The organism is Pseudomonas sp. TE21394, from assembly GCF_054057835.1.
This window is the reverse complement of sequence record NZ_JBSRZR010000001.1, coordinates 1-24,887: the sequence shown is the minus strand read 5'-3', so window position 1 is coordinate 24,887 and position 24,887 is coordinate 1. Positions and strand designations below refer to the sequence as shown.

22 protein-coding genes and 3 rRNA genes are annotated in these 24,887 nt (G+C 61.2%); 13 read left to right on the top strand and 12 right to left on the bottom strand.

Going from position 1 to position 24,887, the window contains the following annotated elements:
- The 6 genes from ACVWZT_RS00125 (at position 1) to ACVWZT_RS00100 (ending at position 4,115) form a co-directional block, all read left to right on the top strand.
- Positions 1–1,128: an acyl-CoA dehydrogenase gene (locus tag ACVWZT_RS00125; protein ID WP_457467565.1), complete on the top strand. Its 1,128-nt coding sequence runs from the start codon at positions 1–3 to the stop codon at positions 1,126–1,128.
- A 13-nt stretch (positions 1,129–1,141) separates the two neighbouring features.
- The gene (locus ACVWZT_RS00120) at positions 1,142–1,915 is read left to right on the top strand and encodes an enoyl-CoA hydratase (protein ID WP_170029160.1); all 774 of its coding nucleotides are present in this window, start codon (positions 1,142–1,144) and stop codon (positions 1,913–1,915) included.
- 334 nt (positions 1,916–2,249) lie between these two features.
- The gene (locus tag ACVWZT_RS00115) at positions 2,250–2,654 is read left to right on the top strand and encodes a TraR/DksA family transcriptional regulator (protein WP_296231665.1); all 405 of its coding nucleotides are present in this window, start codon (positions 2,250–2,252) and stop codon (positions 2,652–2,654) included.
- A gap of 181 nt (positions 2,655–2,835) precedes the next feature.
- Positions 2,836–3,030, top strand: coding sequence for a hypothetical protein (locus ACVWZT_RS00110; protein WP_457467562.1), 195 nt, complete (start codon positions 2,836–2,838; stop codon positions 3,028–3,030).
- Positions 3,031–3,435: 405 nt separating this feature from the next.
- Positions 3,436–3,906 carry a hypothetical protein gene (locus ACVWZT_RS00105; protein ID WP_170029162.1) on the top strand — a complete coding sequence of 157 codons (471 nt, stop codon included), beginning with the start codon at positions 3,436–3,438 and terminating at the stop codon, positions 3,904–3,906.
- Complete coding sequence (locus ACVWZT_RS00100) at positions 3,903–4,115, top strand: hypothetical protein (protein WP_457467560.1); 213 nt, start codon at positions 3,903–3,905, stop codon at positions 4,113–4,115. Before ACVWZT_RS00105 ends, ACVWZT_RS00100 begins: the two co-directional genes overlap by 4 nt.
- 9 nt (positions 4,116–4,124) lie before the next feature.
- Here the strand turns inward: ACVWZT_RS00100 and ACVWZT_RS00095 are convergent, their stop codons facing one another.
- The 7 genes from ACVWZT_RS00095 to ACVWZT_RS00065 form a co-directional block, all read right to left on the bottom strand.
- Positions 4,125–4,490 (bottom strand): Na+/H+ antiporter subunit G, encoded by a 366-nt coding sequence (locus tag ACVWZT_RS00095; protein WP_296231662.1) that lies wholly within the window; start codon positions 4,488–4,490, stop codon positions 4,125–4,127.
- On the bottom strand, positions 4,487–4,765 hold the full coding sequence (locus tag ACVWZT_RS00090) for a K+/H+ antiporter subunit F (RefSeq protein ID WP_003259015.1): 279 nt from the start codon (positions 4,763–4,765) through the stop codon (positions 4,487–4,489). The genes ACVWZT_RS00095 and ACVWZT_RS00090 overlap by 4 nt, the downstream gene beginning before the upstream one ends.
- Positions 4,762–5,250 carry a Na+/H+ antiporter subunit E gene (locus ACVWZT_RS00085; RefSeq protein WP_296231661.1) on the bottom strand — a complete coding sequence of 163 codons (489 nt, stop codon included), beginning with the start codon at positions 5,248–5,250 and terminating at the stop codon, positions 4,762–4,764. Before ACVWZT_RS00085 ends, ACVWZT_RS00090 begins: the two co-directional genes overlap by 4 nt.
- Positions 5,247–6,926: a monovalent cation/H+ antiporter subunit D gene (locus ACVWZT_RS00080; protein ID WP_457467557.1), complete on the bottom strand. Its 1,680-nt coding sequence runs from the start codon at positions 6,924–6,926 to the stop codon at positions 5,247–5,249. Before ACVWZT_RS00080 ends, ACVWZT_RS00085 begins: the two co-directional genes overlap by 4 nt.
- Positions 6,923–7,267, bottom strand: a complete 345-nt coding sequence (locus tag ACVWZT_RS00075) for a Na+/H+ antiporter subunit C (protein ID WP_296231657.1) — start codon at positions 7,265–7,267, stop codon at positions 6,923–6,925. The genes ACVWZT_RS00080 and ACVWZT_RS00075 overlap by 4 nt, the downstream gene beginning before the upstream one ends.
- Positions 7,267–10,182: a monovalent cation/H+ antiporter subunit A gene (locus ACVWZT_RS00070; RefSeq protein WP_457467555.1), complete on the bottom strand. Its 2,916-nt coding sequence runs from the start codon at positions 10,180–10,182 to the stop codon at positions 7,267–7,269. Before ACVWZT_RS00070 ends, ACVWZT_RS00075 begins: the two co-directional genes overlap by 1 nt.
- 161 nt (positions 10,183–10,343) lie before the next feature.
- Positions 10,344–11,276 (bottom strand): DMT family transporter, encoded by a 933-nt coding sequence (locus tag ACVWZT_RS00065; protein WP_457467553.1) that lies wholly within the window; start codon positions 11,274–11,276, stop codon positions 10,344–10,346.
- An 83-nt stretch (positions 11,277–11,359) separates the two neighbouring features.
- Between ACVWZT_RS00065 and ACVWZT_RS00060 the strand changes: the two genes are divergently transcribed.
- Entirely contained in the window at positions 11,360–11,923 is a 564-nt protein-coding gene (locus ACVWZT_RS00060) for a helix-turn-helix domain-containing protein (RefSeq protein ID WP_457467551.1), read from the top strand.
- A 50-nt stretch (positions 11,924–11,973) separates the two neighbouring features.
- On the opposite strand, the gene ACVWZT_RS00055 is transcribed toward ACVWZT_RS00060, so the two are convergent.
- A complete protein-coding gene (locus tag ACVWZT_RS00055) occupies positions 11,974–12,522 on the bottom strand; it encodes a cysteine hydrolase family protein (RefSeq protein WP_457467549.1) in 549 nt (182 codons plus the stop codon).
- Positions 12,523–12,604: 82 nt separating this feature from the next.
- On the opposite strand from ACVWZT_RS00055, the gene ACVWZT_RS00050 reads away from it, so the two are divergent.
- Entirely contained in the window at positions 12,605–13,636 is a 1,032-nt protein-coding gene (locus tag ACVWZT_RS00050; RefSeq protein ID WP_296231651.1) for a GlxA family transcriptional regulator, read from the top strand.
- 59 nt (positions 13,637–13,695) lie between these two features.
- On the top strand, positions 13,696–14,076 hold the full coding sequence (locus ACVWZT_RS00045) for an antibiotic biosynthesis monooxygenase (protein WP_457467547.1): 381 nt from the start codon (positions 13,696–13,698) through the stop codon (positions 14,074–14,076).
- Here ACVWZT_RS00045 and ACVWZT_RS00040 read toward each other — a convergent pair.
- Both ACVWZT_RS00040 and ACVWZT_RS00035 read right to left on the bottom strand, forming a co-directional pair.
- Positions 14,055–14,825: an alpha/beta hydrolase family protein gene (locus ACVWZT_RS00040; protein ID WP_296231649.1), complete on the bottom strand. Its 771-nt coding sequence runs from the start codon at positions 14,823–14,825 to the stop codon at positions 14,055–14,057. The genes ACVWZT_RS00045 and ACVWZT_RS00040 overlap by 22 nt on opposite strands.
- Entirely contained in the window at positions 14,809–15,927 is a 1,119-nt protein-coding gene (locus ACVWZT_RS00035) for a DUF3182 family protein (RefSeq protein ID WP_457467544.1), read from the bottom strand. The genes ACVWZT_RS00040 and ACVWZT_RS00035 overlap by 17 nt, the downstream gene beginning before the upstream one ends.
- A 218-nt stretch (positions 15,928–16,145) precedes the next feature.
- Here ACVWZT_RS00035 and ACVWZT_RS00030 point away from each other — a divergent pair, with 218 nt between their 5' ends.
- Entirely contained in the window at positions 16,146–17,954 is a 1,809-nt protein-coding gene (locus tag ACVWZT_RS00030) for an aminopeptidase P family protein (RefSeq protein WP_457467542.1), read from the top strand.
- 42 nt (positions 17,955–17,996) lie between these two features.
- Here the strand turns inward: ACVWZT_RS00030 and ACVWZT_RS00025 are convergent, their stop codons facing one another.
- Both ACVWZT_RS00025 and rhtA read right to left on the bottom strand, forming a co-directional pair.
- Positions 17,997–18,278: a hypothetical protein gene (locus ACVWZT_RS00025; protein WP_296231646.1), complete on the bottom strand. Its 282-nt coding sequence runs from the start codon at positions 18,276–18,278 to the stop codon at positions 17,997–17,999.
- A 190-nt stretch (positions 18,279–18,468) separates the two neighbouring features.
- On the bottom strand, positions 18,469–19,356 hold the full coding sequence (gene rhtA / locus ACVWZT_RS00020; RefSeq protein ID WP_296231645.1) for a threonine/homoserine exporter RhtA: 888 nt from the start codon (positions 19,354–19,356) through the stop codon (positions 18,469–18,471).
- Positions 19,357–19,872: 516 nt separating this feature from the next.
- Between rhtA and ACVWZT_RS00015 the strand changes: the two genes are divergently transcribed.
- From ACVWZT_RS00015 to rrf, 3 genes are all read left to right on the top strand, one after another.
- Positions 19,873–21,409: ribosomal RNA gene (locus ACVWZT_RS00015) — 16S ribosomal RNA — on the top strand.
- Between the two features lie 313 nt (positions 21,410–21,722).
- A 23S ribosomal RNA gene (locus ACVWZT_RS00010) occupies positions 21,723–24,614 on the top strand.
- Between the two features lie 134 nt (positions 24,615–24,748).
- Positions 24,749–24,864, top strand: a 5S ribosomal RNA gene (rrf, locus tag ACVWZT_RS00005).
- Together the 16S, 23S and 5S rRNA genes form the textbook arrangement of a ribosomal RNA operon.
- The last annotated feature ends 23 nt before the right edge of the window (positions 24,865–24,887 follow it).

Below are 24,887 nucleotides of genomic sequence, written 5' to 3'. Positions count from 1 at the left end.
ATGCTGGTAACTGACGAACAACAACAGATCGCCGACGCGGTGCGCGCCTTCGCCCAGGAGCGCCTGAAGCCGTTTGCCGAGCAATGGGACAAGGAACATCGCTTCCCCAGGGAGGCCATCGCCGAGATGGCCGAGCTGGGGCTGTTCGGCATGCTGGTGCCGGAGCAATGGGGGGGCAGCGACACCGGATATGTGGCTTACGCCATGGCCCTGGAGGAAATCGCCGCTGGAGATGGCGCCTGCTCGACCATCATGAGCGTGCACAACTCGGTAGGTTGCGTGCCGATCCTGCGCTTTGGCAGCGAGCAGCAGAAAGCACAGTTCCTGACCCCGCTGGCCAGCGGCGCGATGCTCGGCGCCTTCGCCCTGACCGAACCCCAGGCCGGCTCCGATGCCAGCAGCTTGAAGACGCGTGCGCGCCTGGATGGCGACCACTATGTGCTCAATGGCAGCAAGCAGTTCATCACCTCCGGGCAGAACGCCGGGGTGGTGATCGTGTTCGCTGTCACCGACCCGGACGCCGGCAAGCGCGGCATCAGCGCCTTCATCGTGCCCACCGATTCACCGGGTTACCAGGTGGCGCGGGTCGAGGACAAGCTTGGTCAGCACGCTTCGGACACCTGCCAGGTCGTTTTCGACAATGTGCGCGTGCCGGTGGCCAACCGCCTGGGTGCGGAGGGTGAGGGCTACAAGATTGCCCTGGCCAACCTAGAAGGCGGCCGTATCGGCATTGCCGCGCAAGCGGTGGGCATGGCTCGCGCGGCGTTCGAAGTGGCGCGCGACTATGCCAACGAGCGGCAGAGCTTCGGCAAGACGCTGATCGAACACCAGGCCGTGGCGTTCCGCCTGGCCGACATGGCGACGAAGATCGCCGTGGCCCGGCAGATGGTGCTGCACGCCGCCGCGTTGCGCGATGCCGGGCGTCCGGCACTGGTGGAAGCATCGATGGCCAAGCTGTTTGCCTCGGAAATGGCCGAAAAGGTCTGTTCGGATGCCTTGCAGACCCTGGGCGGTTATGGCTATCTGAGCGACTTCCCGCTGGAGCGTATCTACCGCGACGTTCGGGTTTGCCAGATCTACGAAGGCACCAGCGACATTCAGCGCATGGTCATTGCGCGCAATCTTTGAAGGAGCAGACTGCATGGCATTCGAAACCATCCTGTTGGACATCCACGGCAAGGTCGGCCTGATCACCCTGAACCGCCCGCAGGCGCTGAACGCGCTGAATGCGCAGATCGTCGGCGAGATCAACCAGGCCCTGGACCAGCTCGAGCGGGACCCGAACATCGGTTGCGTGGTGCTGACCGGTTCCGCCAAGGCCTTCGCCGCCGGCGCCGACATCAAGGAAATGGCTGAGCTGCAATACCCGCAGATCTACGTCGACGATCTGTTCAGCGATGCCGACCGTATTGCCAACCGGCGCAAGCCGATCATTGCCGCGGTGTCCGGCTTTGCCCTGGGCGGTGGCTGCGAGCTGGCGATGATGTGTGACTTCATCCTGGCGGCGGACAATGCCAAGTTCGGCCAGCCGGAAATCAACCTCGGGGTGCTGCCGGGCATGGGCGGCACCCAGCGCCTGACCCGTGCGGTCGGCAAGGCCAAAGCCATGGAACTGTGCCTGACTGGCCGCTTGATGGGGGCCGAGGAGGCCGAGCGCGCTGGCTTGGTGGCGCGTATCGTGCCGCAGGCTGAATTGGTGGAGGAGGCATTGAAGGTGGCAGCGACCATTGCCAGCAAGTCGATTCCGGTGAGCATGATGGTGAAGGAGAGCGTCAATCGGGCGTTCGAAGTGACGCTCAGCGAAGGCGTGCGCTTTGAGCGGCGGGTGTTCCATGCGGCATTTGCTACCGAAGACCAGAAAGAGGGCATGGCTGCGTTTATCGGCAAGCGTGAGGCGCAGTTCAAGGACCGTTGATTCCGACTGGAGGTTTGGACTGGGCCCCAGGGCATGGCTTGAGAGGTCTGGGGGCCTGTGCGGCCGAGCGCTGCCTGTGCGGCGCTCGGCCGCACAGGCGCTGAGCAGGTCGTCGCGGCGAGCCCCTGGTACCCCGAACCCGACGCCGACCGGCGGATTCCGAGCAACGAAAGCAAATTACCACCCGATTGCAGTTGCTCCACGCGACGTGGCGCCTTAGACTTCCGCCCCCTGTAAAAGAGTGCCGGTTGGCGCTTGAAGAATTCCGCCACCGATGCCAAGGCGTCGGCAGCATATGAATCGCCCAAATGCACATTTTTTCATAGAGAAATCGATGACCAAGGAACAGTTGCTGGCCATGTCGGCCGATGACTACATGAACGCTGAGCAGCTGGCTTTCTTCGCTAGCCTGCTGCAGGCGATGAAAGTCGAAACCCATGAACGCATCGAGCTGAGCCGCGCCACCATCGAAGGCCTGGACACCCCGTCGGACCCTGCCGACGTGGCTTCGGTCGAAGAGGAGCGTAGCTGGCTGGTAAACGCCATTGACCGCGACCAGCGCCTGCTGCCCCAGCTGGAAATGGCCCTCGACCGGATTGCCGACGAAAGCTTCGGCTGGTGCGATGACAGCGGTGAGCCGATCGGCCTGAAGCGTCTGCTGATCAGCCCGACCACCAAGTACTGCATCGAAGCCCAAGAGCGCCACGAGCAGCTCGATCGCCACCAGCGCCAGGTGTAACCCCGCGCGATGTGCCAAAGCCCCACGGAGCGATCCCTGGGGCTTTTTGCATTTCTTTGCCGGCGGCGGTTTTTGTTGCCCCGGGCGTAATACTGCTATACCGGGATGCGCTGTTTCTGCTCGGCGAGCGGGCGTATCATGGCTATATCGTTAGGGTGCTAATTAAATGTCGGAGGGAACGATGAATAGCCGGGTCGATGTAGCCGTGATGATTGGCTCGGGTGTGCCGGCCACGCTGCGGGCGCTGGGTAAACGCATCTGCTGGGTGGTGCTGGTCAATGGTGAGCGCCGCGGCACTGTCTTCGCCACGCGAGAAGAGGCAGTGCAGTGCCAGGCAGCCTGGTTGCAGCAGTTGAAGAAAGGCCTGGCCGCCTGAGCGCGTCGATTGCGCCGGGCTTGGTAGATTGCAGGGCAGGCTGTTTCAATGGCAAGAAATGCGCTTTGCCTCTCGACGGATTTCGGTGTTTTCGTGCATATTCTGCCCTCAGTAATGCACTGATGGATTGCCGGGCCCGTTCTCACGGGCGTTCCGGCATTACCTGTCGCACCTTTCTGGCGGGGGTGCTGTCAGACATTACACTTCCCGGATCGGGAATATGCCGAAAGCCTGTATTGAGGGCAGATCTGGCAAGCCAGAGTAAAGAATCCCGCACGCCGAATCGCCGGTGGGCGCAGACGCTTCGTATATCGCTTCATTACTCTTTTCGCTTATCGACAAGAAATGGCCGTGTTTCACCGAGCTTGGGTGAGCGCGGGATGTAACCGGTTGAGGATTACTTCATTGGCAGTTAGCACTCTTGATACCCATGCGTTATTCGCCTTGGGCGACTTGCGCGGTAAATTGGCCCAGCTGTTTCAGGGCCGCTTTGTCTATGTCACCGAACAGAATCCCGAAGGCCTGTACATGGCCGAGATCGACACCGAAAGCGCATTGGTGGTCGATGACAAGCAGCGCCTCGAACTGAAAGTCGGCGACCACTTCCGCGCCGCCGTACTGCCCAGCCGGGAAGGTGGCAAACTGGAAATGCGTTTTCGCGAAATCAAGCTGAACGTCTATGGTGTGGGCGATTACGCCTTTGTCTCGGTCCCAGAAGGCGAGGGCATCGTGTTCCGCGAGGGCCACGGTGTGATGCTGGTGTTCGCCGCGCAGCAGCAAATACAGGAAGGCCTTGGCAAGTTGCTGAAGGCGGTGACCGGCAAGGTCGCCAAATGGCGCAAAGGTGAACTGACCACCTTCAAGGCCAGTGAATGACCCACAGTGACGCCACGCCCGCCACGCGTGCCGAGTTTCATCGCCAGCATCAGGCTGATGCGGTGGCCGAAGCCGAGCGTTTGCTGGCAAGACGCGCGGAACTGCAAGGCACCTGGTTGACCTGGGTCGCAAGCGAATTGTACCGACTTGGCCCGCCGCCTTATGTGGCCATGGTCCGCCGCGAGTTGCAGCGCCTCACCCACGAGTGAGGCGACTAGTCAGTTGCCGCGATCGCGGCCGCTGCTGACTTCTTCCGGTACCGGCTCGTTGGCCGTGCGCTTGCGGAACAGCGCTGCCCGGGCCAGCAGCAGCGTGGTTACCGGCACGGTAATGGATAGCAGGACCGGAATCAGCCAGGCGTGCAGCACGGGTGCTTCCTTGAGCCAGGAAAAGTAGATGATCGAGGCCAGTGCCACGCACCAGGCGCCGATGGTCGAGGCCAGTGCTGGCGGATGCATGCGCTGGAAATAGTCCTGCAGACGCAACAGGCCCACGGCACCGATCAGCGCGAACAGGCTGCCTAGCAGCAGCAGTACGGCGATGGCCAGCTCTACCCAAAGCGGTAGTTGCAGGGCTTCAGTCATTCGATCACCTCACCACGCAGCAGGAACTTGGCCAGGGCAAACGAGCCCACGAAGCCGAACAGGGCAATCAGCAGGGCACCTTCGAAGTAGGTGTCACTGGCATAACGGATGCCCAGCACCAGCATGGTCAGCATGGCCAGGATGTACAGGTAGTCCAGCGCCAGTACCCGGTCCTGCGCGGAGGGGCCGCGGAACAGCCGGATCAGCGCCAGGGCCATGGCCAGGGCGAAGATGAACAGGCTGGCGAGGACAGCATTGGCGAGCAGGCCTGTCATTGGAAGATCTCCATCAGCGGGCGTTCGTAGGTGTCCTTGAAATGCCGGATGAAGGCCGCCTCGTCATCCAGGTCGAACACATGCAGCAGCAGCACGCTGCGGTCCAGTGCCAGCTCGGACCAGACCGTGCCGGGCACCACCGTGGTGATCATCGACAGCGCCGCCAGGCCATGCGCATCGCGCAGGCTCAGCGGGATGTGCACGAACGCCGAGCGTGGCGGCTGCTTGCCGGCACGCAGCACGCCGCGCGCCACCAGCAGGTTGGACAGGATCACGTCGATGCCGACCCGGCCGACCAGCCGGGCAACGGCCAGCGGCCGCCGCACGTGGGCATGCTGCGGGCGCAGCGGTGCCATTAGCAGCGGTGCCAGCACGCCGAGCACGGCACCCAGCAGCAGGTTGCCGGGGCTGAGCGAAAGGTTCAGCAACAGCCACAGCGCGAACAGCGACACCGATAACAGCGGGGCGGGGAACAGTCGGTTCATGGCTGCACCTGTACGTCGAGCGAGGTGGGGCCGGGGACCGGCCGGGCGGCCATGACTGCCTGGATGTAGAGCTCGGGAGCCTGCAGGCTGGCAGCGGTGTCCTGGGTATAGCGCAATAGCGGTTCGGCCCTGAGACTGAGGATGATGCACAGGCCGAGCAGGATGACGATGGGCAGGCATTCATAGCGGCGCAGTAGCGGCGATGGGCGCTCCTCGGGCTTCCAGAAACGCTGGATGCCGACGCGGCCGAAGGCGACCAGCGAGGCCATGCCTGACAGGATAAGCAAGGTCACAAGGCCCCAGCCCGACGCCCCCAGGGGGTGCCCGGGTGGCACACCCAGGCCTTGGGGGTTGATCAGTGCGCTGATCAGGTTGAGCTTGCCGATGAAGCCTGACAGCGGTGGCATGCCGATGATCAGCAGGGCACAGGCGATGAAGCTGAGGCCGAGGAACGCCATGGTCCATGGGATGATCTGGCCGATCACCACCTTCTGCTCGTCGTCGAGGTTGATGCCCTTGGGAGGGTGCAGTGACTCCAGCGGCGGCGGCATGGCGTCTTCCTCTTCCTCCAGCGGTGCCTCATTGGCTGAGCGCGAGCGTTCCACCAGCTCGGCGAGCAGAAACAGCGCGCATAGCGCCAAGGTAGAGTTGACCAGGTAGAACAACGCTGCACCGGTCAGCGCCGACTGGGCGAAGCCGACGGCAGCGAGCAGGGTGCCGGCCGAGACCAGGATGCTGAGGGCGGCCATGCGCTCCAGGCGCTGCGCGGCCAGGATCGACACCGCCGCTACCGCCAGGGTGACCAGGCCACCGGCTACCAGCCATTCGCCACCGAAGTGCGCCGAAGCCCCGGCCTGCCCTGAGAACAGCAGGGTCCACAGGCGCAACACTGCATACAGACCGACCTTGGTCATGATCGCGAATAGCGCCGCCACTGGCGCACTGGCAGAGGCATAGGCCGGTACCAGCCAGAAGTTCAATGGCCAGATGCCGGCCTTGGCCAGGAAGGCGATGGCCAGGATGGCCGCACCGGCATGCAGCAAGCCACGATCGGCCTCCGGCACCAGCGGGATCTTCACCGCCAGGTCTGCCAGGTTCAGGGTGCCGGTCACGCCATACAGCATCGCCGCGCCGACCAGGAACAGTGACGAGGCAAACAGGTTGATGGCGATGTAGTGCAAGCCGGCGCGCACCCGGGCACGGCCAGAGCCGTGCAGCAGCAAGCCATAGGAAGCGGCCAGCAGCACCTCGAAAAATACGAACAGGTTGAACAGGTCGGCGGTGAGGAAGGCGCCGTACAGGCCCATCAGCTGGATCTGGAACAGCGCATGAAAGCTGGCCCCGGCACCATCCCAGCGGGCCCGGGCAAACAGCAGGGCACTGAAACCGATGGTGCCGGTGAGTACCAGCAGCAGCGCCGACAGGTGGTCGACCACCAGTACGATGCCGAACGGCGCCGGCCAGTTGCCCGGCAGGTACGCGCCGATCGATTCTGCCTGGCCCTGAATGCGCACCCACAACAGCAGGCTGACCGCGATGGCCAGGCCGGTAAAGGTCGACAGCAGGTTCAGCCCGGCCTTGAGCTGCCGGTGTTTCTCGCCCAGCAGCAACATCACCGCTGCGGTTACCAGGGGCAGCAGGATGGGCGCGATGATCAGTTGGCTCATGCCGCTCATTCGTCACGCTCCCGGCCATCGACGTGGTCGGTACCGGTCAGGCCGCGCGAGGCCAGCAACACCACCAGGAACAGCGCGGTCATGGCGAAACTGATGACGATGGCGGTGAGCACCAGCGCCTGCGGCAGCGGGTCGGTGTAGTGCAGCAGGTCCTGGGGCAGGCCGTTCTTGATGATCGGTTCCTTGCCGATGAACAGGCTGCCCATGCTGAAGATGAACAGGTTGACGCCATACGACAGCAGGCACAGGCCCATGATCACCTGGTAGGTGCGGGGGCGCAGGATCAGCCACACCCCCGAGGCGGCCAGGACGCCGATGGCGATTGCAATCACTTCTTCCATCAGGCGGCTCCTGCTTGGCTGGTTTTCGCCGGGTTGCCCGGGCGGTAGGCGCGCACCGACTGGTGCGCCAGGGCGGTGAGGATCAGCAGGGTCGAGCCGACCACCACGGTGAACACGCCGACATCGAAGAACAGCGCACTGGCCACGTGCACATCACCGAGCAACGGCAGGTGCAAGTGGGCGGTATGGGTGGTGAGGAACGGGTAGCCGAACAGCATGGCGCCCACCCCCGTCAGGGTTGCACACAGCAGCCCGGTACCCATCCAGCGCAACGGCCGCAAGCTCATCTGCGCCTCGACCCACTGGGTACCGGCGACCATGTACTGCAGGATGAACGCCACCGACATCACCAGGCCGGCGACGAAGCCGCCTCCGGGCTGGTTGTGGCCGCGCATGAACAGGTACATCGATACCAGCAGGGCGATCGGCAGCAGCAGGCGCACCAGCACTGCGGGCACCATCATGAAGCCCAGCGCGGTGTCGGTGGCATGCCGCGGGTTGATCAGGTCGGTGACCACGTCGGGTGCCAGCTGGCGCTGCTGCGATGGCAGCTGCATGCTTTCCTTCGGCGGGCGGAAGCGCCGCAGCAGGGCGAACACGGTCAGCGCAACGGCCACCAGCACAGTGATTTCACCGAGGGTATCGAAACCACGGAAGTCGACCAGCATGACGTTGACCACGTTGGTGCCACCGCCCTGGGGCAGCGCACGGCTGAGGTAGAACGAGGAAATGTCGTTGGGCGTTGGCCGGGTCAACATGGCGTAGGACAGCACCGCCATGCCGCCGCCTACCAGCACCGCCAGCAGCAGGTCGCGCAGGCGGCGCATGCGCGCGCGGTCCAGGCTGCCCGGCAGCGGCGACACACCTTCGATCCGCCGTGGCAGCCAGCGCAGGCCGAGCAGGATCAGCACGGTCGTGACCACTTCCACCACCAACTGGGTCAGCGCCAGATCGGGCGCCGAAAACCAGACGAAGGTGATGCAGGTCATGAGCCCGCAGACACTGACCATGGTCAGTGCCGCCAGGCGGTGGTACTTGGCCTGGTAAGCGGCACCGATGGCGCAGGCGATGGCAATCAGCCACAGCGCGACGAACACGCCCGAACCGGGAATCTTCGGTCGTTCACCCCAGCTCAGGCCACTGTAGAGCATGGGGATGAGGCCAGCGAAGAAGGCGGTGAGCACCAGCATGAACAATTGCGACTGCAGGCGGCGAGTGGTGAGCAGGCGTTCGATGCGCCGCGCCAGCAGCATCAGTTGCACTTGGCCTTGCTCGAACAGGCGCTTGCCGTTGAAGCGCTCTATCAGCGGCGGGTACGGGAAACGGCCCAGGCGCAGTTGTTTGCGCAGTACCAAATACAGCGCGCTACCGCCAGCCATGGCCACCAGGCTCATGATCAGTGGCGCGTTCCAGCCGTGCCAGACGGCCAGGCTGTATTCCGGCAGGGTGCCGCCCACCACCGGTAGCGCGGCAGTGGCCAGTAGCGGGCCGACCGACTGGGCCGGGAAGATGCCCACCACCAGGCAGGTGAGCACCAGCAACTCGACCGGCGCGCGCATCCAGCGTGGCGGTTCGTGCGGGGTATGCGGCAGGTCCGTGGCGCTGGGGCCGAAGAACACGTCGACGGTGAAGCGTAGTGCGTAGGCCACGCTGAAGGTCGCGGCCAGGGTGGCGATCAGCGGCAGGGTGGCCTCGACCCAGGCGGTGGAACTGATGAATACCGTTTCGGCGAAGAACATTTCCTTGGACAGGAAGCCGTTCATCAACGGCACGCCGGCCATCGAGGCGCTGGCCACCATCGCCAGGGTGGCGGTGTACGGCACCAGGCGGACCAGGCCGCTCAGGCGGCGGATGTCCCGGGTGCCGCTTTCATGGTCGATGATGCCAGCGGCCATGAACAGCGAAGCCTTGAAGGTGGCATGGTTGAGAATGTGAAACACGGCGGCAACGGCGGCCAGCGAGCTGTTGAGGCCCAGCAGCAGGGTAATCAGGCCCAGGTGGCTGATGGTCGAATAGGCCAGCAGGCCCTTGAGGTCGTTCTGGAACATGGCGGCAAAGGCGCCAAGCAGCAGGGTGAGTGCGCCTGCGCCGCCGACGATCCAGAACCACTCTTCACTGCCCGATAGCACCGGCCACAGGCGCGCCAGCAGGAACACGCCGGCCTTGACCATGGTCGCCGAATGCAGATAGGCCGATACCGGGGTCGGTGCTGCCATGGCATGGGGCAGCCAGAACTGGAAGGGGAATTGTGCGCTCTTGCTCAGCGCGCCGATGAGGATCAGCGGCAGCAACACTGGGTACAGTGCATGCTGGCGGATGACGTTGCCAGCAGACAGGACCTTGTCCAGGTCATAGCTGCCCACCACGTGGCCGAGCAGCAGGGCGCCTGCCAGCAGGCACAGGCCGCCCGCGCCCGTGACCATCAGCGCCATGTAGGCACCGCGACGGGCGTCGGCACGGTGGTGCCAGTAGCCGATCAGCAGGAAGGAGAACAGACTGGTGAGTTCCCAGAAGAACACCAGCTGGATCAGGTTGCCTGAAATCACCAGGCCGAGCATGGCGCCCATGAAGGCGAGGAAAAAGGCGAAGAAGCGTGGTACCGGGTCTTGTGGCGACATGTAGTAGCGGGCATACAGCGACACCAGTGCACCGATGCCCAGCACCAGCAGCGCGAACAGCCAGGCGAAGCCGTCCATGCGCAGCACCAGGTTCAGGCCCAGGCTGGGCAGCCAGAGGAACTCTTCGCGGATCACGCCGCCGTGGGCAACCTGAGGGTATAGCAGTGCTACCTGGACCGTGCCGACCAGAGCGACGAGCCCGGCGAGAATGGACTCCGCGTTACGTGCGTTGTGCGGCAGCACGGCTGCCAGGCAACTACCAACGAATGGCAGAAGCAGTAGCACTATCAAAGACATAGCGGCCTATTCTGGAGAAGTTTGCCAGGAATCATACGTGCCAGAGGTTTGATCACCAACACACAAGGTGTCGCAGAATCCTACAAACAAGCTGTGAAGTGCTGGTTTTTTATAACACTTTCTTACAAAGCATAGCCGGTGGTTTAGAGACGGGCATGCCGTCAGCGTTCACTCTGCGCTGCCAGCGCTGTCTCGTTTTCGCCGGTGCGGCGTACCCTGAGTTCGCTGACCACAACCGCGATCACGATCAGCAGGCCGCCGAGCAGCGCCACGCCCGGCAAGCGTTCCCCGGCAATACGCCCGACGATCCCGGCCCACACAGGTTCGCCAGCATAGATCAGCGTGGCGCGGGTGGGTGATACCGATTTCTGTGCCCAGTTCATCGCCACCTGGATCACTGCGCTCATCGCACCCAGGCCCACCGCGCTGGCCAATAGCAGCCAGGAAAAATCGGGGATGTGCTCCTGGGTCGGCACGATCATCAGGAATGCCAGCAGCGAGGCGGTCGTCAGCTGCACTACCGTGACCCGGCGCACGTCGACCTGGCCGGCATAGCGGCTGATCAGGATGATTTCGCCGGCGATGGCCACTGCACTGACCAGGGTCACCAGCTCGCCCTCGCTGAAGTGCAGGCTGCCACCTTCCGGCCCGGCCAACAGCATCAGGCCGGTGAACGCCAGGCCGATACCGATGCTCGGCATCAGGCCTGGACGCCGGCCCAGCACCAGCCATTGCAGTAGCGGCACGAACGGCACGTACAGCGCGGTGATGAATGCCGACTGGCTGCTGCTGATGGTCTGCAGGCCCATGGTCTGCAAGCCGTAGCCGAGCATGATCGACACGCCGATCAACATGCCGGCCTTGAGTTCGGTGAACGTCAGCCCAGACAGTGCCCGTGCCGAGACCACGCCCACGAACAGCGCAGCGGCTGCGAAGCGCAGGCCGACGAAGAACATCGGCCCGCTGACGGACATCACGTTATGCACCAGCAGGAAGGTGCCACCCCACAGCATGGTGATGAACACCAGCACCAGCTCGGCCTTGCTCAGGCGAAAGGTTAGGGCGGGGGTCGGCTTGCTGCTGGGCTGGTTCATGGTCTTGCGCACTCGGAAAGGGCGGCGCACAATCGCCGCAAAGTGGGCAGTATACTGCGCAATCCCGACCAGTGAGCACTATAGTGCACAAAGAATCTTCGCACCGGGCTTCGGTGCTGCAACATGTCAGTCTCAATGTACGCAGGCTGCGCAACGCCGCAGGGACAAGCCAGGCCGCGCTTGCCGAGCGTTCCGGGGTCAGCCGGCGCATGCTGGTGGCGATCGAGGCGGGCGAGAAAAATGTCAGCCTGACGACTCTCGACCTGATTGCCGAAGCCCTTGGTGTGGCCTTCAGCACCCTGATCCAGGCACCGGACCAGCGTGACCCGGGCCGCATTGAAGAGCTGGCCTGGGCGGGTGAGCATCCGCAGAGCAGGGCAGTGCTGCTGGGCAGCAGCCCGGCGAGGCGCGAGGTGGAGCTTTGGGAGTGGACCCTGGCACCCGGGGAGTGCTACTGCAGCGAGGCCGATGCCGAGGGCTGGAGCGAGCAGATCTATGTGGCCGAAGGGCAACTGACACTGATCATCGAAGGGGCCGAGCACTGTCTGCGGCAAGGCCAGTTTCATGTGTTTCCCAGCAATTGCCGGTATGCCTATCGCAACGACGGGGCCTTGGCGGTGCGCTTTGTGCGTAATGTTGTCATTTGAGTTTGCAGGCGTGGGAGCCGCGCAGCAGCCCCCAGCGAATCCCGAGCCGGTCAGCTCTTGAGCAGCTCATCGGTCTTCACCACCTTGGCATAGGCAAAGGCCAATGCCGCCATTGCCGCCCCATGCACGTCCGCCGCCGGCACTTGCTTGCCATCGAACTCCAGGGGCAAGGTTGCACAGGCATCGTGCGCCACAGTTACGTGGTAGCCCAGATCCGCTGCGGCACGGGTAGCGGCGTCGATGCACATGTGGCTCATGCTGCCGACGATGGTCAGGGCGTCGACACCATGCTGGTCCAGCCTATGTTGGAGGTCGGTCCCGAGGAAGGCATTGACCTTGTGCTTGAGCACCACTGGTTCACCCGCTTCGGGCCGGACCTTGGCGTGGATGGCAGCCCCCTGCGAGCGCGGTGCGAAGAACGGTGCATCGGCACTCTCGAATTCATGCCGCACGTGCACCACCAGGTCGCCCCGTTTGCGCGCCGCCGCCAACAGGCGTGCGGCATTGTCGGCCGCCTGCTCAGCGCCATCGAGGGGCCATTTGCCGCCGGGGAAGTAGTCGTTCTGGATGTCGATGATGATCAGCGCCTGCTTGCTCATGCTGCCTCCTGTGGCAGTAGTCGTGGGATGACGTTAGTTATAGGCTGTGGCGACTGACCTGAGGATTGGCGCAAACGACACTATGCGGGCAAAAACTGACAACGCCACCAGCCTGGATATCGGCCTGCTGCTGTACCAGGGCGCGCAGCGTGCTGCCGTGCACGGCCTGGCCGACCTGTTTCTGGTGGCCAACCGGGTAGCTGCTGAATTGGGCGGCGTCGACTTGCCGCGGCTACGTGTCAGCTTCTGGGAGGTTGACGAGACGGGGCAATTGCAGCCTGCCCCCGAGACCCCGGGCGTCGCTTTGTCCGGGCTGCGTGTGCTGATCATACCGCCGAGCCTGGAGTCGGCGCCGCAAGCCGAGCTGCTGGAGCGCCACCGCGTGCCGTTACGCGAACTGCACGGGCGTGGCACGGTGCTGGCGTCGGTGTGCATCGGCGTATTCTTCATCGCGGCCAGCGGCGTGCTCGACGGGCGCCCGGCTTGTACCCACTGGAACTACGTGCAGACGTTGGCCCAGCGCTTTCCCGAGATTCGGGTCGAGGCCCAGCAGCCGCTGCTCGATGATGGCGACCTGATCACCTCGGCCGGTTTGATGGCCTGGACCGACCTGGGTCTGCGGTTGCTGGAGCGCTTCATGGGGGCGACCTTGGCAAGGGAAACCGCCCGTTACCTGGCAGTGGAACCGGTGGCGGCGCCGCTGCCGGGGGCCGTGTTCCGTCCGCGCCTGGATCATGGCGACGAGGCGGTACTGAAAGTCCAGCACTGGCTGCAAGGCAATGGCGGGCAGGATGCCGACCTGCCCGGCATGGCGGCATGCGCGGGGCTGGAGGCCCGCACCTTCCTGCGCCGTTTTCGTGCTGCAACCGGGCTACGGCCGACCGAGTACTGCCAGCATGTGCGGGTTGGGCGGGCGTGCCGCTTGCTGGAATTCACCCGGCGCAGCGTCGATCAGATCGCCTGGGGTGTCGGTTATCAGGACCCGGGCGCGTTTCGCAAGGTGTTTCAGCGCATCACCGGCATGACACCGAGTGATTATCGCCGCCGCTTTGCGGTATCCGGTCTGGGCGAGTGCGGCGCATCCGCGGCGGAAAAACGCTTGACCTTGACCTAACTTGAGGTTTTACCCTGCCCGGCATCGCGCAGCATGCGTCCGTAGCAAGGAGACTGCTCATGATCGCAACACCCCATGCCCTGTGGTTTAGCCAGTTGATCGAATATGAGGTGCCCGGCGTCTGCCAGCAGGCATTGGCCCAGGCGCTGGTGCTGCGCAGCGAAGAGCTGGCCACCCGCTGTGAAGGGCTACAGGGGGTCAGCATCCAGGCCAGTGACGATGGCAGCCGGGTGTTGCAGTACCTGCAATGGCAGTCCCGCCAGGCGTGGGCAGCAGCAGCCGTGCATTTCGTCGAGGAGCCGTTTCTCGAACTGCTTGCCCGGCATCAGGCGCGTGGCGTCAGGTTTGCCGCCTACCAGGCCCTGCGCAGCCTGGTGCGTGGTTCCGATGGCGGTCTGCATTGCCAACTGAGTGATGCTCAGGCATACCAGGGTGCATAGTGTGGATAGCGGTCCAACCGGGCGCCGATGACCATTTCGCTGATCCAGGACGCCAGAATCGAGCTGTAGGCTTTCTGGCTCGCTTCGCTGGACAACGCATGGTCGGCACCGTCGACGATGCGGTGGGTGAGCGAATGGGCGCTGACGAATGCCGAGCGATAGCTCATCAGCGTGCTGTGCGGCACGTAGTCATCCTGCTCGGACTCCACCAGCAGCACGTCGCCAGCGAACTCGGCGCAGGCCGCCAGTGCACGGTTGTCCGCCGGGCCGAGCGGGCGCTGGCGGTAAGCGTTCAGGCGCTGCCGGTCGAGGGTCTGCTTGGGAATCTCCCATTCTTCGTCCCAATACATGGCCGGTACGCGCAGGGCCAGCCATTTCACTGGCCGCTCGCGGGTCAGCAGGGTAGCCAGGTAGCCGCCATAGCTGCTGCCGATGATGGCGATGGCGCCGCTGTCGACAGCAGGGTGGCTGACCAGGCGGTCGTAGGCCACTATCAGGTCCATGAGGTTCTGTTCGCGGGTGACGGTCAACCGTTGGCTTTCGGTCTTCTCGTGGCCGCGCAGGTCGAAGGTCATGCACACGCAGCCCAGCCCGGTGATGTGCCGGGCACGTGCCAGGTCGCGTTGCTGGCTGCCGCCCCAACCATGCACGAAGAGAATGCCCGGCATCTTGCTGCCAGGGCTGACCAGGGTGCCGACGATGCTGTCACCTTCGACCTGCAGTTCAACGGTTTCACTCTGAATGGTCATATTCGCGAATCCGCGCAAATTTGCTGAGTTGTCCGAGTTCACTGTCGTTTCCTTGGTAGAAGAGGGTGGCGTCAGTGGGCAATTCGGGGGCACCGAATACTTCATGGGTGGAAGCTCGTACCTGTTGCAATGCCGGGTCGTTGGCAAAGGCTTGCAAGGCCAGCAGTTCGGCGCTGCTGGCGCCGCCCAGTCGCCAGGATTGCTCGAGTACGCCGCTGCGCAAGTGGCCCTGGGCGGTGACGCCGCGGGCGATGTCGTAGTTGCGGCGTGAGGCGATAAAGCCCGGCAGGTGCCGCTCGGCCGCCTGCTCGTAGACCATGGCCTGGTTGATGGCCAGGCGCAGGTGATCTTCGAGTGGTAGTTGCAGCAGCGCGTCGTAGCCGCCACGCACTACCACGAGGTCGGAGCCGCCATAGACTTCGACGCCCTGGTGATCGCGGGTAAGGTGCTGGATGCCGTGGTAACTGCAGGTCTGCCCGGCGACGCGGACTTGACCGACGCTGAAGGTCTGCACCTCGCTCAGGTCTTCTTCGAGCACCAGCCCCCACAGCGCCAGCTCCTGGTCATCCATACCGGCCAGCAGTGGCTCCAGCGCATCCAGCGTAGCAATGACCTGCTGCCCGCGCCCTGCACAAGCCAGCACCGGCTTGATCCGCAATGGGCCGTCCAGCAGCAGCAGGCGTGCGGCGTTGCGAGCGTCGGCTTTGCTGAACACTGTATAGCCGCGCAACAGGGCATCGCTGGCGTGCTGGGCGAAGGCATCGGTCCAGCCCGGAGGGAAACTGGCGCCGGCCGGCAATGGGTGCGAGATTGCCTTGGTCGCCATGTAGGGGTAGGCGACCAGGCCGCCAAACAGGTCGTGTTCGCTGCGGATACCCAGATCGGACTGGCGCCTGGGGTCGACCAAGGTTTCGGTGGGCAGGTAATAGTAGCCATCGGCGGCGGTCGGCGGCTGGCTGGGCTGCACATGCGGGCAACCCAGCAGGCGGGCCAGGCCTTCGGCAAGCTTGAGATGCACGGCATGCTCGTGGTCAGGGGTGCGCACCCGGGTGTCGAGCAGCACCACGCCGCTTTTAGGGGCGCAGGCATTGGGCATGGTCATTTGCCTTATGTAATGAATGTATCTGTGTGAAGCCGCTGATTTGGCGAAGTTCAGCGGGAATTGATCGGTGGTCCTGGCCGTGCTGTAGGAAATGTCCGGCTCGCGCAGGGCGTGGTGGGCAATGCATGCCGTGTGTCGGTCGCCGTGATTGCAGGGCTTCGATGGCTGTTCCATTATCGGCACACTGGATCAACCGTGATGTAGCCGCAGGAGAGCGCATGAACGTTCAGACCACCCTTGAGCAGGGCGTGCCGCAGCGCTTGGCGCAGATTCGCCAGGTCATGGCCGCAGAGGGCATCGATGCCTTGCTGATACCCTCGGCCGACCCCCATCTTTCCGAATACCTGCCGGCCTACTGGCAGGGGCGGCGATGGCTGTCTGGCTTCCATGGTTCGGTGGGCACGCTGGTGGTCACGGCTGGGTTTGCCGGATTATGGGTCGATAGCCGTTATTGGGAACAGGCGGAGCGTGAGCTGTCAGGCACTGGCATCGAGTTGATGAAGCTGCTGCCAGGCAAGCCTGGCGCGCTGGAATGGCTGGGCGAGCACGTCGAACGCAACGGCAGCGTGGCGGTGGATGGTGCGGTCATGGCTGTGGCTTCTGCACGCCAGCTAGGCGACCGGTTGAAGCTGCGCGGGGCACAGCTGTTGACGGGCAAGGACCTGCTCGAACAGGTCTGGGACGGGCGCCCGGCGTTGCCGGGCAACCCGGTTTACCAGCACCTGCCGCCGCACGCCACGGTGAACCGGGCAGAAAAACTCAAGCAGTTGCGCCAGAGCCTGCAGGCCAAGGGTGCCGACTGGCACTTCATCGCCACCCTGGACGACATCGCCTGGCTGTTCAACCTGCGCGGCAGTGATGTGTCCTACAACCCGGTGTTCCTGGCCTTTGCCCTGATCAGCCAGCAGCAAGCCGTCCTGTTCGTTGGCCTGGACAAACTCGATGGCCATCTGCGCCAGGTGCTGGCCGCCGATGGCATCGAGGTGCGCGACTACGCCGAAGCAGGCACGGCCCTTGGTGCCCTGCAGGCCGGCAGCCGCTTGCTGGTCGACCCCGCCCGGGTCACTTGCGGCCTGTTGGACAACCTGGCCGCCGGGGTTGAATTGATCGAGGGGGTCAACCCCACCACCCTGAGCAAAGCGTGCAAAGGCGATGACGACCTGGTGCACATCCGTCAGGCGATGGAGCAGGACGGCGCAGCCTTGTGCGAATTCTTCGCCTGGTTCGAGGCTCGCCTCGGTCAGGAAGTCGTTACCGAACTCACCGTCGATGAACAGTTGCGGGCCGCGCGCGCCCGTCGTCCAGGCTTTGTTTCGTTGAGTTTCGCGACCATTGCCGCCTTCAATGGCAACGGCGCCATGCCGCATTACCGCGCCACCGAACAGTCGCACGCGGTCATCGAGGGCGATGGCCTGCTGCTGATCGATTCGGGTGGGCAATACCTGGGCGGTACCACTGACATCACCCGCATGGTGCCAGTAGGCAGCCCCAGCCTGCAGCAGAAGCAGGACTGCACGCGCGTGCTCAAGGGCATGATTGCCCTTTCGCGTGCCAGCTTCCCGCGTGGCGTGCTGTCGCCTTTGCTTGACGCCATTGCGCGGGCACCGATCTGGGCGGATCAGGTGGATTACGGCCACGGCACCGGGCATGGGGTGGGTTACTTCATGAACGTGCACGAAGGGCCGCAGGTGATTGCCTATCAGGCGGTGCCCGCACCGCAGACCGCGATGCAGCCGGGCATGATCAGCTCGATCGAGCCAGGTACTTACCGGCCGGGGCAGTGGGGCGTACGCATCGAGAACCTGGTAGTCACGCGCGAGGCCGGCAAGAGCGCGTTTGGCGAGTTCCTCAACTTCGAAACCCTGACGCTGTGCCCGATCGACACCCGTTGCCTGTTGCCAGAGCTGCTGACCAGAGAGGAATTGAGCTGGTTGAACGATTACCACGCCCAGGTGCGTGAGCGACTGGCACCGTTGCTCAAGGGCGAAGCGCTGGCCTGGCTGGAGGCGCGTACTGCGCCCATGTAAGGCAGCACAAACGAAAAGGGCAGCTTGCAAGCTGCCCTTCTGTTATTTGCAGATGACGATCATGCTGCGGCTGGTGTAACCCGCCGGGTTGATACCGAACAGATAGTCACCGGCTTCTTCGTCGCTATCGCCAGAACGGGCAATGACGCGGTAGCCACGCGTGCTGCAGGAACTTGCAGCCTTGCTGTAGCAATTGTCCCATGAGGAAGAAAGACCGGAGCAACTGATATGCAGGCCCTTCTTGCCTCTTTTGACCTCGGTCTTGGCCGTGGCAGCACATCCAGCAATGGCCAAGATGGCCAGGATGAGAAAAATACGTTTCATTCCTGTCCTTAAATGCGGAGCGGATCAGCTGTCTGGCCCCGTCGTTATCGCTTTGGTTCTTCCTGAAAACTCCCCAGCGTCCGTGTTCGGTCCAGTAGATAGCGTAAAGATGATGATTTGGTGACAGCTTAATCAGCGAGGCCGGTTGCCACAATCACTATTCCAGCCTCAAATGAAACTATTTCTCATGTCAGTCTGCGGCGACCGCCGGGCTCGGCTCCTTGCGCATGGACAATGTGGTGCCGACCGACGCCGTGATGATCGCCAGAATTGCCAGCCATTGGGTGAGTGTCAGCACCTCGCCAAGAAACAGCAGGCCGGACAACGCGCCGAACGCCGGTTCGACGCTCATGAGAGTGCCGAAGGTGCGCGCCGGGATGCGCGTGAGCGCGACCATCTCCAGGCTGTAGGGCAGGGCAGTGGACAGCACCGCAACGCCCAGGGCCATGGGGATCACCGCGGGCGTGAGCAAGGTGCTGCCAGCGTGGGCGATACCGATGGGGGCGACGAACAGGGCAGCCACCACCACCCCGAGTGCCGCGCTCTGGATACCGTGCTCGGCGCCGGCCCGTTGCCCGAACAGGATGTACAGGGCCCAGCACGCGCCGGCGCCCAGGGCATAGGCTGCGCCGATCGGGTCGAGGGCCTGCCCGCCATCGCCGGCCGGCAGCAAAAGCAGCAGGCCGACGATGGCCAGGGCGATCCACAGGAAATCGACTGGCCGACGCGAGGAGAAGATCGCTACCGCCAGCGGCCCGGTGAATTCCAGTGCCACGGCGATGCCGATCGGTACCGTGCGCAGGGCCATATAGAAGAGAAAGTTCATGCCACCCAGCGCCATGCCATAGATAATCACGTTGCGCAGGGTGTTGCCTGTCATGCGGACGCGCCACGGGCGCAGTATCAGCAGCATGATGATGCTGGCGAAGATCAGGCGCAGGGTGGTCGTGCCTTGCGCGCCGACGATGGGAAACATGCTTTTGGCCAGGGAGGCACCGGACTGTATCGAGGCCATGGCGATGAGCAGCAGGCCGATCGGGAAGAGAGTAGCGGCCAGGCTGCGAGGTTGGGTGTTCATTTCCGTGCGGCGATCCTTGGCAGGTTGAAGTGAGCACTATAGTGCGCAATTGATCTGGAAGGGAACAGACAGCAGGGGCCGCACAGGGTGGGAGGGGCGGACAGCGGCTAGCCCTGTCGCGGTCGATTTTCAGAAACACTCCAGGTCTTTGAAATTAAAGGTTGACCGCTTCGGATATCGCCCTATAATGCGCCCCACTCCAACGCGGCAGCGAAGCGAAGCAAGCCATCACGTTGGGTCAAGTGTTTGAAGCTAAACGAGTTTCTCGCGAAAAACTTCAAAATAAACGCTTGACAGGCAATGAGGAAAGCGTAGAATGCGCGCCTCGGTTGAGACGAAACGCTCTTGGCCAAACGCTCTTTAACAAATCGAATCAAGCAATTCGTGTGGGTGCTTGTGAGTATGGACTGATAGTCACAAAGATTATCAGCATCACAAGTGGCCATGCGAGAAATCACATAGTCATTTGAGATTGCTGAGCCAAGTTTAGGGTTTCTTAAAAACCCAAGCAGTATTGAACTGAAGAGTTTGATCATGGCTCAGATTGAACGCTGGCGGCAGGCCTAACACATGCAAGTCGAGCGGATGACGGGAGCTTGCTCCTTGATTCAGCGGCGGACGGGTGAGTAATGCCTAGGAATCTGCCTGGTAGTGGGGGACAACGTTTCGAAAGGAACGCTAATACCGCATACGTCCTACGGGAGAAAGCAGGGGACCTTCGGGCCTTGCGCTATCAGATGAGCCTAGGTCGGATTAGCTAGTTGGTGAGGTAATGGCTCACCAAGGCGACGATCCGTAACTGGTCTGAGAGGATGATCAGTCACACTGGAACTGAGACACGGTCCAGACTCCTACGGGAGGCAGCAGTGGGGAATATTGGACAATGGGCGAAAGCCTGATCCAGCCATGCCGCGTGTGTGAAGAAGGTCTTCGGATTGTAAAGCACTTTAAGTTGGGAGGAAGGGCAGTAAGTTAATACCTTGCTGTTTTGACGTTACCGACAGAATAAGCACCGGCTAACTCTGTGCCAGCAGCCGCGGTAATACAGAGGGTGCAAGCGTTAATCGGAATTACTGGGCGTAAAGCGCGCGTAGGTGGTTCGTTAAGTTGGATGTGAAAGCCCCGGGCTCAACCTGGGAACTGCATCCAAAACTGGCGAGCTAGAGTACGGTAGAGGGTGGTGGAATTTCCTGTGTAGCGGTGAAATGCGTAGATATAGGAAGGAACACCAGTGGCGAAGGCGACCACCTGGACTGATACTGACACTGAGGTGCGAAAGCGTGGGGAGCAAACAGGATTAGATACCCTGGTAGTCCACGCCGTAAACGATGTCAACTAGCCGTTGGAATCCTTGAGATTTTAGTGGCGCAGCTAACGCATTAAGTTGACCGCCTGGGGAGTACGGCCGCAAGGTTAAAACTCAAATGAATTGACGGGGGCCCGCACAAGCGGTGGAGCATGTGGTTTAATTCGAAGCAACGCGAAGAACCTTACCAGGCCTTGACATGCAGAGAACTTTCCAGAGATGGATTGGTGCCTTCGGGAACTCTGACACAGGTGCTGCATGGCTGTCGTCAGCTCGTGTCGTGAGATGTTGGGTTAAGTCCCGTAACGAGCGCAACCCTTGTCCTTAGTTACCAGCACGTCATGGTGGGCACTCTAAGGAGACTGCCGGTGACAAACCGGAGGAAGGTGGGGATGACGTCAAGTCATCATGGCCCTTACGGCCTGGGCTACACACGTGCTACAATGGTCGGTACAGAGGGTTGCCAAGCCGCGAGGTGGAGCTAATCTCACAAAACCGATCGTAGTCCGGATCGCAGTCTGCAACTCGACTGCGTGAAGTCGGAATCGCTAGTAATCGCGAATCAGAATGTCGCGGTGAATACGTTCCCGGGCCTTGTACACACCGCCCGTCACACCATGGGAGTGGGTTGCACCAGAAGTAGCTAGTCTAACCTTCGGGGGGACGGTTACCACGGTGTGATTCATGACTGGGGTGAAGTCGTAACAAGGTAGCCGTAGGGGAACCTGCGGCTGGATCACCTCCTTAATCGACGACATCAGCCTGCTGATGAGCTCCCACACGAATTGCTTGATTCATGGTTGAAGGCGACCAACGCCCTGCCTGGGGCGCGTTGTACCTGATCAAACTCAGAAATGAACATTCGCATCGAATGTTGATTTCTGGCTTTTGTCAGATCGTTCTTTAAAAATTCGGATATGTGATAGATATAGACTGATGGCCAGTTTCACTGCTGGTTATCAGGCTAAGGTAAAATTTGTGAGTTCTGCTCGAAAGAGCAACATGCGAATTTTCGGCGAATGTCGTCTTCACAGTATAACCAGATTGCTTGGGGTTATATGGTCAAGTGAAGAAGCGCATACGGTGGATGCCTTGGCAGTCAGAGGCGATGAAAGACGTGGTAGCCTGCGATAAGCTTTGGGGAGTCGGCAAACAGACTGTGATCCAGAGATCTCTGAATGGGGGAACCCACTCAGCACAAGCTGAGTATCTTGTACTGAATACATAGGTGCAAGAGGCGAACCAGGGGAACTGAAACATCTAAGTACCCTGAGGAAAAGAAATCAACCGAGATTCCCTTAGTAGTGGCGAGCGAACGGGGACCAGCCCTTAAGTTGGTTTGAGATTAGTGGAACGCTCTGGAAAGTGCGGCCATAGTGGGTGATAGCCCCGTACACGAAAATCTCTTGTCAATGAAATCGAGTAGGACGGAGCACGAGAAACTTTGTCTGAACATGGGGGGACCATCCTCCAAGGCTAAATACTACTGACTGACCGATAGTGAACCAGTACCGTGAGGGAAAGGCGAAAAGAACCCCGGAGAGGGGAGTGAAATAGAACCTGAAACCGTATGCGTACAAGCAGTGGGAGCCTACTTTGTTAGGTGACTGCGTACCTTTTGTATAATGGGTCAGCGACTTATATTCAGTGGCGAGCTTAACCGAATAGGGGAGGCGTAGCGAAAGCGAGTCTTAATAGGGCGTTTAGTCGCTGGGTATAGACCCGAAACCGGGCGATCTATCCATGGGCAGGTTGAAGGTTAGGTAACACTGACTGGAGGACCGAACCGACTACCGTTGAAAAGTTAGCGGATGACCTGTGGATCGGAGTGAAAGGCTAATCAAGCTCGGAGATAGCTGGTTCTCCTCGAAAGCTATTTAGGTAGCGCCTCATGTATCACTCCAGGGGGTAGAGCACTGTTTCGGCTAGGGGGTCATCCCGACTTACCAAACCGATGCAAACTCCGAATACCTGGAAGTGCCGAGCATGGGAGACACACGGCGGGTGCTAACGTCCGTCGTGAAAAGGGAAACAACCCAGACCGTCAGCTAAGGTCCCAAAGTCATGGTTAAGTGGGAAACGATGTGGGAAGGCTTAGACAGCTAGGAGGTTGGCTTAGAAGCAGCCACCCTTTAAAGAAAGCGTAATAGCTCACTAGTCGAGTCGGCCTGCGCGGAAGATGTAACGGGGCTCAAACCATGCACCGAAGCTACGGGTGTCATCTTTGATGACGCGGTAGAGGAGCGTTCTGTAAGCCTGTGAAGGTGAGTTGAGAAGCTTGCTGGAGGTATCAGAAGTGCGAATGCTGACATGAGTAACGACAATGCGAGTGAAAAACTCGCACGCCGAAAGACCAAGGTTTCCTGCGCAACGTTAATCGACGCAGGGTTAGTCGGTCCCTAAGGCGAGGCTGAAAAGCGTAGTCGATGGAAAACAGGTTAATATTCCTGTACTTCCAGTTATTGCGATGGAGGGACGGAGAAGGTTAGGCCAGCCTGGCGTTGGTTGTCCAGGTTTAAGGTGGTAGGCTGGAATCTTAGGCAAATCCGGGATTTCAAGGCCGAGAGCTGATGACGAGTTGCCTTCAGGCGACGAAGTGGTTGATACCATGCTTCCAAGAAAAGCTCCTAAGCTTCAGATAACTGGGAACCGTACCCCAAACCGACACAGGTGGTTAGGTAGAGAATACCAAGGCGCTTGAGAGAACTCGGGTGAAGGAACTAGGCAAAATGGCACCGTAACTTCGGGAGAAGGTGCGCCGGCGAGGGTGAAGGACTTGCTCCGTAAGCCCATGCCGGTCGAAGATACCAGGCCGCTGCGACTGTTTATTAAAAACACAGCACTCTGCAAACACGAAAGTGGACGTATAGGGTGTGACGCCTGCCCGGTGCCGGAAGGTTAATTGATGGGGTTAGCGCAAGCGAAGCTCTTGATCGAAGCCCCGGTAAACGGCGGCCGTAACTATAACGGTCCTAAGGTAGCGAAATTCCTTGTCGGGTAAGTTCCGACCTGCACGAATGGCGTAACGATGGCGGCGCTGTCTCCACCCGAGACTCAGTGAAATTGAAATCGCTGTGAAGATGCAGTGTATCCGCGGCTAGACGGAAAGACCCCGTGAACCTTTACTATAGCTTTGCACTGGACTTTGAATTTGCTTGTGTAGGATAGGTGGGAGGCTTTGAAGTGGGGACGCCAGTTCTCATGGAGCCATCCTTGAAATACCACCCTGGCAACTTTGAGGTTCTAACTCAGGTCCGTTATCCGGATCGAGGACAGTGTATGGTGGGTAGTTTGACTGGGGCGGTCTCCTCCCAAAGAGTAACGGAGGAGTACGAAGGTGCGCTCAGACCGGTCGGAAATCGGTCGTAGAGTATAAAGGCAAAAGCGCGCTTGACTGCGAGACAAACACGTCGAGCAGGTACGAAAGTAGGTCTTAGTGATCCGGTGGTTCTGTATGGAAGGGCCATCGCTCAACGGATAAAAGGTACTCCGGGGATAACAGGCTGATACCGCCCAAGAGTTCATATCGACGGCGGTGTTTGGCACCTCGATGTCGGCTCATCACATCCTGGGGCTGAAGCCGGTCCCAAGGGTATGGCTGTTCGCCATTTAAAGTGGTACGCGAGCTGGGTTTAGAACGTCGTGAGACAGTTCGGTCCCTATCTGCCGTGGACGTTTGAGATTTGAGAGGGGCTGCTCCTAGTACGAGAGGACCGGAGTGGACGAACCTCTGGTGTTCCGGTTGTCACGCCAGTGGCATTGCCGGGTAGCTATGTTCGGAAGAGATAACCGCTGAAAGCATCTAAGCGGGAAACTTGCCTCAAGATGAGATCTCACTGGAACCTTGAGTTCCCTGAAGGGCCGTCGAAGACTACGACGTTGATAGGTTGGGTGTGTAAGCGCTGTGAGGCGTTGAGCTAACCAATACTAATTGCCCGTGAGGCTTGACCATATAACACCCAAGCAATTTGCCGACGCAGATTGCGGTGGTGAAGATGATACGAACCGAAAGTTCGCAACGAACCACGAACATCACATATCCGGATTCGCTGGAGTGTCTACCAGGACCTTCTGGCAACAGAATTTCTTGACGACCATAGAGCATTGGAACCACCTGATCCCATCCCGAACTCAGCAGTGAAACGATGCATCGCCGATGGTAGTGTGGGGCTTCCCCATGTGAGAGTAGGTCATCGTCAAGATTCATTTCGCAAAACCCCTATCT

Bases quoted from the DNA above. Each gene is read 5' to 3' on its own strand.
- ACVWZT_RS00125 (WP_457467565.1), top strand. From the start codon at position 1: ATGCTGGTAACTGACGAACAACAACAGATCGCCGACGCGGTGCGCGCC.
- ACVWZT_RS00120 (WP_170029160.1), top strand. From the start codon at position 1,142: ATGGCATTCGAAACCATCCTGTTGGACATCCACGGCAAGGTCGGCCTG.
- ACVWZT_RS00115 (WP_296231665.1), top strand. From the start codon at position 2,250: ATGACCAAGGAACAGTTGCTGGCCATGTCGGCCGATGACTACATGAAC.
- ACVWZT_RS00110 (WP_457467562.1), top strand. From the start codon at position 2,836: ATGAATAGCCGGGTCGATGTAGCCGTGATGATTGGCTCGGGTGTGCCG.
- ACVWZT_RS00100 (WP_457467560.1), top strand. From the start codon at position 3,903: ATGACCCACAGTGACGCCACGCCCGCCACGCGTGCCGAGTTTCATCGC.
- ACVWZT_RS00095 (WP_296231662.1), bottom strand. From the start codon at position 4,490: ATGACTGAAGCCCTGCAACTACCGCTTTGGGTAGAGCTGGCCATCGCC.
- ACVWZT_RS00090 (WP_003259015.1), bottom strand. From the start codon at position 4,765: ATGACAGGCCTGCTCGCCAATGCTGTCCTCGCCAGCCTGTTCATCTTC.
- ACVWZT_RS00085 (WP_296231661.1), bottom strand. From the start codon at position 5,250: ATGAACCGACTGTTCCCCGCCCCGCTGTTATCGGTGTCGCTGTTCGCG.
- ACVWZT_RS00080 (WP_457467557.1), bottom strand. From the start codon at position 6,926: ATGAGCGGCATGAGCCAACTGATCATCGCGCCCATCCTGCTGCCCCTG.
- ACVWZT_RS00075 (WP_296231657.1), bottom strand. From the start codon at position 7,267: ATGGAAGAAGTGATTGCAATCGCCATCGGCGTCCTGGCCGCCTCGGGG.
- ACVWZT_RS00070 (WP_457467555.1), bottom strand. From the start codon at position 10,182: ATGTCTTTGATAGTGCTACTGCTTCTGCCATTCGTTGGTAGTTGCCTG.
- ACVWZT_RS00065 (WP_457467553.1), bottom strand. From the start codon at position 11,276: ATGAACCAGCCCAGCAGCAAGCCGACCCCCGCCCTAACCTTTCGCCTG.
- ACVWZT_RS00055 (WP_457467549.1), bottom strand. From the start codon at position 12,522: ATGAGCAAGCAGGCGCTGATCATCATCGACATCCAGAACGACTACTTC.
- ACVWZT_RS00050 (WP_296231651.1), top strand. From the start codon at position 12,605: ATGCGGGCAAAAACTGACAACGCCACCAGCCTGGATATCGGCCTGCTG.
- ACVWZT_RS00045 (WP_457467547.1), top strand. From the start codon at position 13,696: ATGATCGCAACACCCCATGCCCTGTGGTTTAGCCAGTTGATCGAATAT.
- ACVWZT_RS00040 (WP_296231649.1), bottom strand. From the start codon at position 14,825: ATGACCATTCAGAGTGAAACCGTTGAACTGCAGGTCGAAGGTGACAGC.
- ACVWZT_RS00035 (WP_457467544.1), bottom strand. From the start codon at position 15,927: ATGACCATGCCCAATGCCTGCGCCCCTAAAAGCGGCGTGGTGCTGCTC.
- ACVWZT_RS00030 (WP_457467542.1), top strand. From the start codon at position 16,146: ATGAACGTTCAGACCACCCTTGAGCAGGGCGTGCCGCAGCGCTTGGCG.
- ACVWZT_RS00025 (WP_296231646.1), bottom strand. From the start codon at position 18,278: ATGAAACGTATTTTTCTCATCCTGGCCATCTTGGCCATTGCTGGATGT.
- rhtA (WP_296231645.1), bottom strand. From the start codon at position 19,356: ATGAACACCCAACCTCGCAGCCTGGCCGCTACTCTCTTCCCGATCGGC.